The organism is Acinetobacter sp. NBRC 100985 (assembly GCF_000241225.1).
Taxonomy (GTDB): Bacteria; Pseudomonadota; Gammaproteobacteria; order Pseudomonadales; family Moraxellaceae; genus Acinetobacter; species Acinetobacter venetianus.
Map to the genome: position 1 here is coordinate 72,204 of NZ_BAEB01000038.1, position 12,476 is coordinate 84,679.

Sequence of the window (12,476 nt, forward strand, 5' to 3'; positions counted from 1 at the left end):
AATACTGCCATCCATTCGAGTTTCAGTTGTACAGTGAGTTCATTGCACGACCAACATCGTTCATTTAAGTCAATTTCATATCCATAATTCGACTTTTTATCAATATTTTTCAATCTCTTGTGTAATCTTCACATCAGACCCATTTAGGTGCCAGCATGGAAATCAAGGTTAATTACCTCGACAACCTTCGACAAGAAGCCAAATTCGACGATTTTACAGTGATCGCCGATCAACCTATTCGCTATAAAGGGGATGGCTCAGCACCCGGTCCATTTGATTATTTCTTGGCTTCATCAGCTCTTTGTGCTGCTTACTTTGTCAAAGTCTATTGTGCCGCGCGTGATATTCCAACGGATAATATTCGCTTATCTCAAAACAATATTGTTGATCCTGAAAATCGCTATAAGCAAATTTTTAAAATTCAGGTTGAACTTCCAGCTGATATTTCTGAAAAAGATCGTCAAGGGATTTTACGTTCGATTGATCGTTGTACCGTAAAGAAAGTGATTCAAACTGGCCCTGAATTTGTTATTGAAGAAGTAGAAAGTATTGATGCTGATGCTCAGGCATTATTAATGCCAAGCCTGACATCTGAAAATAGTACCTTTATTCAAGGTAAAGATCTGCCACTTGAAGAAACGATTGCTAATATGTCAGGTATTTTGGCTGGCTTAGGCATGAAAATTGAAATCGCATCATGGCGCAATATCGTACCTAACGTATGGTCGCTGCATATTCGTGACGCTCAATCACCTATGTGTTTTACCAATGGTAAAGGCTCAACCAAAGAAAGCGCACTCGCATCAGCGCTCGGTGAATTTATCGAGCGTTTGAATTGTAATTTCTTTTACAACGATCAATTTTGGGGTGAGGAAATTGCAAATGCTGACTTTGTGCATTATCCAGATGAAAAATGGTTTAAGCCGGGTCCAAATGGTGAGTTACCGAAAGAAATCTTGGATGAATATTGCTTAGAAATCTATGATCCTGAAGATGAATTACTAGGTACACATCTCTACGACACGAACTCAGGCAATACCGAGCGCGGTATTTGTTCGCTACCTTTTGTTCGTCAATCAGATCAAGAAGTAGTTTATTTTCCATCGAATTTGATCGAAAACTTATATCTCAGTAATGGGATGAGTGCAGGTAATACTCTAGCTGAAGCTCAAGTGCAATGTTTATCTGAAATTTTTGAGCGTGCTGTTAAGCGTGAAATTATTGAAGGTGAGATTGCATTACCTGATGTACCTGAAGATGTTTTAGCACAATACCCAAGTATTGTTGCAGGCATCAAAGGTTTAGAGGAACAAGGTTTTCCAGTCCTCGTGAAAGATGCATCTTTAGGTGGTCAATTCCCAGTGATGTGTGTGACCTTAATGAACCCACGTACTGGTGGGGTATTTGCCTCATTTGGTGCGCATCCAAGTTTTGAAGTTGCTTTAGAGCGTAGTCTGACAGAGTTATTACAAGGTCGTAGTTTTGAAGGTCTCAATGACTTACCACAGCCAACCTTCCAAAGTGAAGCAGTGACTGAACCAAATAATTTTGTGGAACACTTTATCGATTCGAGCGGCTTGGTGTCTTGGCGTTTCTTCAGTGCAAAATCTGACTATGATTTTGTCGAGTGGGATTTCACCAATGAGGGTGAAAACTCAAATGCAGATGAAGCTGCTGAACTATTTGGCATCTTAGAAGAAATGGGCAAAGAAGTTTATATGGCAGTCTATGAGCATTTAGGTGCAACAGCTTGCCGTATCTTAGTACCCGATTATTCTGAAATTTATTTGGTTGAAGATTTAATTTGGGATAATACCAACAAAGCCTTGGCTTTCCGCGAAGATATTCTTAATATTCACCGACTAGACAACTCTCAATTAGAAGCACTTGTTGAACGCTTAGAAGAATGTGAACTAGACGACTATACGGAAATCACCACGCTGATTGGAATCGAGTTTGATGACAATACCGTGTGGGGACAGCTTACTCTCCTAGAACTTAAACTTCTCATTTATCTAGCTTTGCAACAATTTGAAGAAGCAAAAGACCTTATTGAGCAATTCTTACAGTACAACACTAACACTGTAGAACGTGGTTTGTTCTATCAATGCATGAATGTGGTGCTTGAAGTTGTCTTAGATGATGAAATGGAACTGGAAGACTACGATCTGAATTTCCGTCGTATGTTCGGTCAAGAACGTATGGATGCGGTTGTGGGTTCAGTTGAAGGTAATGTTAGATTCTATGGTTTAACACCTACCAGTATGAAACTTGAAGGATTGGATCGCCACTTACGCTTAATCGAAAGCTATAAGAAACTACATGCTGCAAGAGCTAAAGCAGTTGCTGTAGCTTAATAAATAATTTTATAAAAAAGTGCATGTCTATCGTGCACTTTTTTTATGCCTCTAAGAAAATGGAATACTTTTTAAAATTTTAACAGCACAACCTGTATACATTTATTTGATCTAAGCGGCGATAAAATGCATGCTATTGGGTCAAAATCAAACAAAAATACATCTATAAAATAAAGCATTTGATGATAAACATCATAGATCAATATTTCTACTGATCATAGGAAGGTGATATGAACTTAAATGGAAAAACAATCATACTGACAGGGGGATCGAGTGGAATAGGAGAACAAGCAGCTATTCAGCTTGCATCCTTAGGCGCTAAAGTTTGCATCGTTGCGCGTCGTAGTGATGAGTTAGAGCGTGTACAAAACACTATTCAGCAACAGGGTGGTCAAGCTTGGATTTATCCTGTTGATATTACTAAAGATGATGATGCTCAACAGTGTATAGAAATAATCCTGAGTGAACATAAAACCGTTGATGTTCTAATTAATAATGCAGCTCGGTCAATTCGCCGACCGATCATGGAAGCATTAGACAGACTGCATGATTATGAACGCACCATGCAAATAAATTATTTTGCAGCAGTACGTTTGACCTTAGCACTCTTGCCACATTTTTTAGCCAATGGTCATGGGCATGTCGTCAATGTATCAACTATGTCTACACAAGTCCCAATTCCATTATTTTCGGCATACTTAGCCAGTAAATCTGCACTTGAATCATTTTCGCGATCATTAAAAATGGAATTAGGAGATCAAGGGATTAATGTGAGTATCGTGTATTTTCCGATGGTGAGAACCCCGATGTCTTCTAAAACGAAGATTTATAAACATATGCGTATGTTGGATACAGAGACAGCGGCTGGTTGGTTAGTCAAAGCTGTACAAGAAAAACCCTATCGAGTGACCAGTACAAGTGGGGCAATTGCCAATGCCTTATTAAACGCCGCACCCAATACCGTCATGAATCTAACTCGTCCTTTATTTAAGTTAATGGATCGGCGTTTAGAGAAGAAGCTATAACATACAAAGTGTCTTCCATATTTTAAAAAAGGATTCCTAAGTCTAAAGTAGAAATCCTTTGCTATTTTATTTTTTCACAATCAGAACCAACTTGCCGACATGTTCACCGTGAGTCAGAAATTCATGTGCTAGATGTGCGTCCTCAAGGTCAAATGATTTAAATTGGCAGGTGTAGCTAAAAAAGTACCTTACAATGCTGAGCAAATATCAAAAGAGCACGGTGCACATTATGAGAAAAAATTAATTCCATTTGCACCAAATGTTGTTCGAGACGGTAATTTGATTACGGGACAAAATCCATTTTCGGCACGCATCACTGCTGAAGCCGTTATTGAAGCATTGAATAGTAAGTAATTGGCATATCTAGTCAGATCACTAATAGATAAATATAAAGTAGTTGAACTTGATCAACGCAAACTGGGTTTGATCATGTATCAGCTACTTATTTATTCCAATTACGCCAATCACAACGTTATCAAGAACAATTAAATATAAATCAAATAGATATATTTTAAAATCTATCCCAACCTCCCTTTAAAAAGGGAGGAATATCACCAATTCAATGACTCTTAAAATTTTAGGATGAGTCCCCCTTTATCAAAGAGGGATTTAGGGGGATTCTGTAGTTTTAAACCCATTCAAAGTTGAGATTGGCGTTTCAATTGCCTTCATTAATGCTATTTACGGAGACTTAATGAAAGTTCATCCCAACGTTGTATTGCTGTTTCCATCGATTGCATTTTGACATGACCAAATCCACGTACATCGGCAGGTAATTTAGCAATTTGTTCAGCTATGGATAAATCATAATTTTCAGGGGCTGAACTAATCGCTTTTACAAATGCGATATAACGATCACGCCAAGCATGTTCCCTTTGACGTTCTAGCTGTAAAGCAAATGGATCAAGGAACGTTTCTCTGAGCAATTGTAGGCGGGCAAGAATCATCATTGGAATACGCATCCAATATCCAAATGCACGTTTTCTTACCGTGTCATGAGCTCCCAAAGCAGGTGGTGCAAGGTGATAAGTCAAACGTAAACCTTTACCAAACTGCGAATCAATTGATTGTTTAAAACTTTTTCCTGTAAGTAAACGCGCTACCTCGTATTCATCTTTATAAGCCATCACTCTATAGAGTTGCGTCGCAATTATTCCTGTTAATTCTTCTGGCAATACTTTGGCTGCATGTTCCACAAGTGTTCGATACTGCGTTGCATAATCTTGATTCCAATATTCAACCAAGCGCGTAGAACGATCTTCAATCAGTTCAGCTAAAGTCGTTGGTTTAGCAGTTGCAGGAATCGTTGCAATAATGCGTTTTGCCAAATCAGGTTCACTAATTAGGTGGCAACCAATACGGAACGCTTCAAGATTTTTCTCAGCGGCTGTACCATTTAAATGAATTGCTTTTTCAATACTTTCACGTTTCAAAGGAATTTGACCTGATTGCCAAGCCATGCCAAGTAGAATTTGATTGGCAAAAATCGCATCGCCTAATACTTGTGTAGCAATACTTGTTGCACGTAAAGAGACCAATTTTCCTTGCGTAGTTCGGCCACGAAGTCGATCAATCAAATCAGAAATTGGCGCATACCAATCACGAGACTCTAGAAAGTCAGAAGTAGGGGAACCATCTTCATTGACGATGACCATAGCATCCATTTTTAACCGAGAAAGTGCTGCATTACTTCCTGCTACAATTGCATCTGCACCGATTAAAACATCACATTGACCAGCAGGAATTTTAGTTGCCGAGATTTGATCATCGTCTGTAGCGAGTTGTACATATGAATAAACCGTACCACCTTTCTGAGCAAGTCCTGCCATATCCATAATACGCGCAGCTTTACCTTCCAAGTGAGCTGCCATACCAAGCAGAGCACCTGCGGTTACGACACCTGTACCACCAACACCACCGACCATAATCCGAATAGGTTGTTGATCAAGTCCAGGAATGATTGGCTTTTCTGGCCAGCCAGCTTCAATTCCTTGAAATATTTCTGGTCGTTTCATGTCACGAGTATGCACAGTCACGAAACTTGGACAGAAACCTTCAACACAAGAAAAGTCTTTGTTACAACTACTTTGATTAATTTGCCGTTTAGTACCTAATGCTGTTTCTACAGGCTCGATAGATAAACAGTTCGATTGCTTAGAGCAGTCACCACAACCTTCACAAATCTCACTATTGATAAAAACACGTTCTGCTACATCAGGATAAGCATTACGTTTACGACGACGGCGCTTTTCACTTGCACAAGTTTGAACATAAATTAAAGCCGTCACACCTGAAATCTCACGTAATTTGCGTTGTACATCATCCAGTTCATTTCTGTGGTAAATCTCTACGTGAGGGGCGATACCTTCTTCTGCATGAATCAACTCAGGTTCATCGGTGACAATGACTTGTTTTTTAATGCCTTCAGCATCAAGTTGTCGAGTTAACTGTGCCACGCTGAGATGACCATCAACATGTTGACCACCCGTCATTGCAACGGCATCATTATAAAGAATTTTGTAGGTAATATTGAGTTTTGCAGCGATAGCTTGGCGTATTGCAAGATAGCCTGAATGAAAATAAGTTCCATCACCTAGATTGGCAAAAATATGCTTTTCATTGGTGAAATGAGAAGCACCAGCCCAACTCACACCTTCGCCACCCATTTGTGAGAAAGTTTCAGTACCGCGATCAAGCGACACAGCAATAAAATGACAACCAATTCCACCTAATGCACGACTCCCTTCGGGTAATGCCGTTGATGAATTGTGCGGACAACCACTACAAAAAAAAGGTTTACGCTCTGCAATATCAAGCACACGTTGTGACTCTTGCTCGGCTTTTTGTAGTAGCTCAACTCTATTTTGAATTTGCGTTTTTAAAGCTTCTGGAATGTCTAATTTTAAGAAGCGAGCCGCCAGCATTTTTGCAATAGGTTCAGGTTGGAATTCATAGTGACCAATTAAAGGGGCTTCATCAATAGAAGTACTCCATTCACCTTTACCATCGCATGCTTTACCAATGACGCGAGGGCGCTTGTCATCTGGAAGTGCGTAGAGTTCATCTTTAATTTGCGATTCAAGAATCGGGCGTTTTTCTTCTACAACAATTAATTCTTCTAAACCTTCGGCAAATTCGCGCAGACCGTGAGGCTCTAAAGGCCAAATTAAAGCAACTTGATAGACTCGCAGTCCAAGCTGCTGAGCCGTTTCACCTTCGATACCTAAAATACGTAATGCTTCAATGGTATCCAAATAACCTTTACCACTTGCGGCAATGCCAATACGCGCATTAGGACAATGCCATGTTACCTGATTCAGTTCATTTTCACGGGCATAGGCCAATACAGCGGGTAAGCGATATTTATATAGACGCTCTTCTTGTTGAATGCCGTGATCAGGCCATCGAATATTGACACCATCTTCAGGCATTTGAACATTTTTAGGCAAAGCAGGTGTGACGCGATCTAAATCAACATGCACAGAAGCAGAGGTTTCAACAATTTCACTGACCAACTTCATTGAAGTCCATACACCAGCAAAGCGTGACATTGCGACTGCGTGAGCACCTAAATCAAGAATTTGTTGAATTGAGGTTGGGTAAAAGATTGGAATACCGCAGCCTATCATCACATGTTCTGACTGATGTGGAATACTCGAAGATTTACAAGAATGATCATCACCAAAAAAGGCGACTACACCGCCACGTTCAGCCGTGCCTGCAAGATTGGCATGACGTAAAACATCTCCAGAACGATCTACACCAGGGCCTTTGCCATACCACCAAGAGGCCACACCATCATATTTACCTTGACCTGCGAGATTGGCTTGTTGGGTACCCCAAATTGCAGTAGCAGCTAGATCTTCATTTACACCTGGTTGAAAAACAACATGATGGTCTTTGAGTATGCCTTCAACTTGCCAGAGAAAATTATCATAATTCCCAACAGGAGAACCACGATAACCAGAAATAAAACCAGCAGTATGATAACCGTTTAAAGTATCCCGACGTGTTTGCGCAAGTGGTAAACGCACCAATGCCTGAATACCTGTCATGTAAGCAGTACCGTCATCACTTAGATATTTATCTTCAAGTGACACATCCTTTGTTGGAATCTTATTTGGAGTAAATTTTGTAGCTATATTCATTTATGTCTCCTTAGAATTTTGTAGTTCGAGCTACTTTCTTTTTTCAACTTCCAGTTGAATATTTGGAGTAAATGACATACTTAGAAAAAGATTGATCAGTTCTTTTGGAACCGTAGAACTGTTCAATGTATGTACATTAATGTCATTGTGATTGATCCAGACTGGTGCAACAATGCGTAATTAAACAAAAGATATTTACGTTATGCGCAAAAATCTTGATGGTGGATTACTTCATGCAATGCATGCTTTTCTGAAAGTCATTGATAGTGGAAGCTTTACAGCCGCCGCAGAGCAGATGGAACTAACTACAGCGCAAGTATCTCGACTGATTAGCGAGTTAGAAGGGCGTTTAGGAACAAAACTACTACAACGAACAACGAGACAACACGCATTGACCGATATTGGTGCAACTTATGCGGAGCAATGTCGTCAAGTGCTTGCAATGGTCGACGAAGCTGAAACTCAAGCCATGGGTAGGGCAACTAAACCTCAAGGAAAGTTACGTGTTTTGAGTATGGCGAGTTTTGGCCATCATTATGTGTCACCAATGATGGCAGAGTTTTGTCAAACCTATCCTGAACTTACGGTTGAATATCGAACTTCGCAAAATGTTCCAGACCTTTTAGGTAAAGGCATTGACGTCAGTTTATACCTTGCGGAATCGTTGGCTGATTCTAGATTTGTTGCTCGCCAAATTGGGACGATCTTTTCAGTACTTTGTGCTTCTCCCGCATATTTAGAAAAATATGGAGAACCAAAATCATTGGATGATCTACAAGAACATGCGTGTCTCAGACTAGTGAATCCGTCAATTACACCGCAATGGCATCTGGTCAGTGAAAAAAGTTGCTCTTATCAAATTGATATTACAGGGCCATTAATTGCAGATTCACCTGAGCTTTTACTCGACATGGTACAACAAGATATGGGCATTGCATTACTGCCGACTTTTGCAGTCATAGAGGCTGTTCGTACTAGACGATTGCACCGTATATTATCTGACTGGAGATCACCAAATATTGGTGTTTATACCTTATTACCATCCCGACATTTTATTGATGCCAAAACACGGGCATGGTTAACGTGGGTAGAGCAGCATATCTCTCCAAAAATTCAGAGTGATACAGAGTATTTTTTATAATCAAAACTTGATCTCAATACTTTAAGGAAAAATAAAAAGGGAATACATCTGGTAAGTCGATAATCAACCAGATGTATCAAGTCATATTCGCTTTATTAAGCGCAACGTGACTGTAGATAAGAATTTGTATAATTAGATAGACTTTTTCGACCCAATATCTGACTGATATTTTGACTCGCTGTCATCAATTTCTCTAAATCAATTCCTGTTTCAAAACCCATATGTGAAAGCAAATAAAAGAGATCTTCTGTCGCGATATTGCCAGAAGCACCTTTTGCGTAAGGACAGCCGCCAAGACCTGCTAATGATGAATCAAAAACACGAATACCTTGTTGTAAAGACTGATAAATATTGGCAATTGCCATGCCATAAGTATTATGAAAATGCCCAGCCAAAACTTTGCTATCAAGTTCAGCTAAACATGCTTGCCACACCTTTTGAACTCGATCTGGCGTCGCTGTCCCAATGGTTTCACCCAACGAAATTTCGTAGCATCCCATCTCATAAAGCTGCTTAACCACGTTCACGACTTGCTGTGGCTCAATTGCGCCTTCATAGGGGCAATCAACGATACAAGAGACATAGCCTCTTACACGGATATTGTGTTGTTTGGCTGCTTGCATGATTTCGGAAAACTTTTCTAAGCTTTCATCAATAGAGCAATTAATATTTTTACGAACAAAGCTTTCAGAAGCAGCCGTAAATACAGCAACTTCTTTGCAGCCAACAGCAAGTGCTGTTTCAAAACCTTTAATATTTGGTGTGAGCAAACTCAAATTAAGATCAGCTCGTTGTGGTAGCTGTTTAAATAATTCATCACTTTGAGCCATTTGAGGAACCCATTTGGCTGAAACGCATGAACCAACCTCAATCGACTTTAAGCCAGCATCTATTAAGTCAGTAATGAAATTTAAACGCTGCTCTAATGTGAGCGTCTGTTTCTCATTTTGAAGCCCATCACGAGGGCCAACCTCTACAATTTTGACAAACTCATTCATGCAACTTCTTCCTGATCAGGTTGAAATTCTACGAGTTCGTCGCCCGCTTTAACTTGATCACCGACCTGAAAATAAGCATCTAAAATAATGCCGTCCTTCGGTGCGCGAATGGTGTATTCCATTTTCATCGCTTCAAGCGTCAACAGCACATCATCTTTTTTCACCGTATGGTTCGCACCGACTAGTAGTTGAGTCACGACACCCGGCATCGGAGCTTTAAGATGTCCTTGCTCATTTTGTCCATCAGTTTGATTGAAATTTTGGCGGATATAATCAAATTTATAACTCTGACCAGAGTGGAATAGAGTGATGCCTTGCTGACTTTGATTAAAAGCTAATTTATGTTGATTACCGTTAATCAGAATCCTGGCTGTATTCGCATCAAGCAACTCACCTGTGATCTGATAATGCTGACCATTAAATTCTGCGTTAAATCCTTGCTCAGCAGCTGAAAATTTAATCTGAATGCTGTTATCTAAATAATTTAATTTAATGCTGTGCTGGTAGGCAACATTACTCCGCCATAATGGCTGTGCCAGCCAGAGTTGTTTTTGAGCTGATTTGTTATGTTGCATTTGGCTTAAAAACTCAATAAATGCAGTCGCAACAATAAACTCAGGTTTTATATTCGCAGGGCTAAACAAAAATTGTTCTTCACGCTGAATCAAATTTGTATCTAATTTGGCTTGTTTAAAAGAGTCACAACGAACAATCTTTTCAAGGAACGCAATATTGTTACCTAAGCCATCAACATGAAATTGGCTAAGCGCGTGTTGCATTTGAATTAAAGCAGCTTCACGGTTTTTGCCCCATACAATCAATTTTGCAATCATTGGGTCGTAGAATGTAGTGATTTCATCGCCCTCGACGATTCCGCTATCTACACGCACATATTGGTTTTGAGGTGGGTAGCGCAGATAGTCAATTTTGCCAATTGCAGGTAAAAAACCTTTTTCTGGTTCTTCGGCATAAATTCGTGCTTCTAAGGCATGTCCATGTATCTGTAATTCATCCTGCAACTTTGGCAACGGTTCACCATAAGCAACGCGTAACTGCCATTCTACCAAGTCTTCACCTGTAATCATTTCGGTCACAGGATGTTCGACTTGTAGACGCGTATTCATTTCCATGAAATAAGCAGTACCGTCTTGTTCTACAATAAACTCAACTGTCCCTGCACCCACATAATCTACGGCACGAGCGGCATCAATTGCAGCCTGTCGCATAGCATCTAGTTTTTCACTTGGCATTTGTGGTGCTGGTGCTTCTTCTAGCACTTTTTGATGGCGACGTTGTACCGAACAATCACGCTCAAATAAATGAACATAATTCCCATGTGTATCACCAAACACTTGTACTTCAATATGACGTGGTTGAATCACATAACGTTCAATCAAAACATCATCATTGCCAAAGCTCGATTTCGCTTCGCGTTTACAAGAGGCAAGGGCATGTAAAAAGTCTTCGCTACGTTCAACGAGACTCATACCTTTACCACCACCGCCAGCACTCGCTTTAATTAACACGGGATAACCAATACGATCTGCTTGCTGTTTTAAAAATTCAGCATCTTGATTAGTTCCGTGGTAACCCGGTGTTAACGGCACACCAGCTTTTTCCATCAATGCTTTGGAAGTCGCTTTCAAACCCATGGCTAAGATGGCATCTACCGGTGGACCAATGAAGCAAATATTGTGTTGCTGACAAGCAAGTGCAAACTGGTCATTCTCAGAAAGAAAACCATAACCAGGGTGGATTGCCTGACTTCCAGTATCTACCGCCGCCTGAATAATACGATCAACCTGAAGATAGCTCTGAGTTGCAGGAGACTGTCCAATATAAATCGCTTCATCGGCAAGTTTTACGTGCTGTGCATTTGCATCTGCATCTGAATAAACAGCAACCGTCGCAATACCTAATTTTTTCGCTGTGCGAATTACGCGGCAAGCAATTTCGCCACGGTTCGCAATCAAAATTTTCTCAAACATGTTGATTGTCCTTAATTGTTGTTATTCGAGTTAGAAATCCAAGCAGGCTGCTGCTTATTTAAAAAGGCATTTAAACCTTCTTTCGCTTCAGCGCCCTGACGGACTTGTGCAATATGATGTGCGGTTTGTTGTAACAAGACATCACTCATCGGTTGCTTACTCACCATTTGAATCAACTGTTTAGATGCTGCTTGGGCATGTGGGCCACCGAGCAATAACGCATCAATCACATCTTGAACTTTCTGGTCTATATGTTCAGCATCCGTTACTTCATGCGCTAAGCCAATTTGCTTGGCTTCAATTGCAGAAATACGCTCAGCAGTTAGAAAATAGCGTGAAGCTTGTCGTTCTCCAATTGCACGAATCACGTAAGGGCTAATAGTCGATGGAGCTAAACCCAGTCGAACTTCAGACGTTGCAAATTTTGCTTCATGACTCGCAATACAAATATCACATGCTGATGCCACACCCATTCCACCACCAAAGGCAACACCATGTACACGAGCGATTGTGGGCTGCTTTAAAGTGGCCAATGCATGAAGCATCTCTGCTAATTTCAACGCATCAGCTTCATTTTCTACTGAAGAAGCTTGACCAGCTTGCTTCATCCAATTCAAGTCAGCGCCTGCGGAAAAACTTTTACCACGACCAGCTAAAACCACGACACGAATATCATCACGGTTATTTAATGTGTTAAAGCAAGCATGAAGCTCCTCTATCACGATTGTATTAAAAGCATTGTGTAGTTCTGGTCGATTAAGCCAGATATAGGCAACCTGATCCTGTTGTTCGAGTTGTAAAAATTGATAGCTCATACAG

At 40.3% G+C, this 12,476-nt stretch carries 7 protein-coding genes and 1 pseudogene; 4 read left to right on the forward strand and 4 right to left on the reverse strand.

The genetic code is table 11. The features are described 5' to 3' along the window. Positions 1-155: 155 nt before the first annotated feature. From ACT4_RS14040 to ACT4_RS14050, 3 genes and pseudogenes are all read left to right on the forward strand, one after another. Positions 156-2,357 (forward strand): OsmC domain/YcaO domain-containing protein, encoded by a 2,202-nt coding sequence (locus ACT4_RS14040; protein ID WP_007483195.1) that lies wholly within the window; start codon positions 156-158, stop codon positions 2,355-2,357. A 230-nt stretch (positions 2,358-2,587) separates the two neighbouring features. Further along, entirely contained in the window at positions 2,588-3,382 is a 795-nt protein-coding gene (locus ACT4_RS14045; RefSeq protein WP_007483197.1) for an SDR family NAD(P)-dependent oxidoreductase, read from the forward strand. Between the two features lie 162 nt (positions 3,383-3,544). Further along, positions 3,545-3,736, forward strand: a pseudogene (locus tag ACT4_RS14050) (hypothetical protein); the annotation flags it as partial. Positions 3,737-4,059: 323 nt separating this feature from the next. On the opposite strand, the gene ACT4_RS14055 reads toward ACT4_RS14050, so the two are convergent. Further along, a complete protein-coding gene (locus ACT4_RS14055; protein WP_007483202.1) occupies positions 4,060-7,530 on the reverse strand; it encodes an indolepyruvate ferredoxin oxidoreductase family protein in 3,471 nt (1,156 codons plus the stop codon). A gap of 202 nt (positions 7,531-7,732) precedes the next feature. Between ACT4_RS14055 and ACT4_RS14060 the strand changes: the two genes are divergently transcribed. Beyond that, positions 7,733-8,671 (forward strand): LysR family transcriptional regulator, encoded by a 939-nt coding sequence (locus tag ACT4_RS14060; protein ID WP_007483204.1) that lies wholly within the window; start codon positions 7,733-7,735, stop codon positions 8,669-8,671. Between the two features lie 95 nt (positions 8,672-8,766). On the opposite strand, the gene ACT4_RS14065 is transcribed toward ACT4_RS14060, so the two are convergent. Genes ACT4_RS14065 through ACT4_RS14075 form a run of 3 tightly spaced genes read right to left on the reverse strand, consistent with a single transcriptional unit; the run spans position 8,767 to position 12,472 of the window. Further along, on the reverse strand, positions 8,767-9,669 hold the full coding sequence (locus tag ACT4_RS14065; RefSeq protein WP_007483206.1) for a hydroxymethylglutaryl-CoA lyase: 903 nt from the start codon (positions 9,667-9,669) through the stop codon (positions 8,767-8,769). Then, a complete protein-coding gene (locus ACT4_RS14070) occupies positions 9,666-11,657 on the reverse strand; it encodes an acetyl/propionyl/methylcrotonyl-CoA carboxylase subunit alpha (RefSeq protein ID WP_007483208.1) in 1,992 nt (663 codons plus the stop codon). Before ACT4_RS14070 ends, ACT4_RS14065 begins: the two co-directional genes overlap by 4 nt. An 11-nt stretch (positions 11,658-11,668) precedes the next feature. Then, positions 11,669-12,472, reverse strand: a complete 804-nt coding sequence (locus ACT4_RS14075; RefSeq protein ID WP_007483210.1) for an enoyl-CoA hydratase/isomerase family protein — start codon at positions 12,470-12,472, stop codon at positions 11,669-11,671. Between the last annotated feature and the right edge of the window lie 4 nt (positions 12,473-12,476).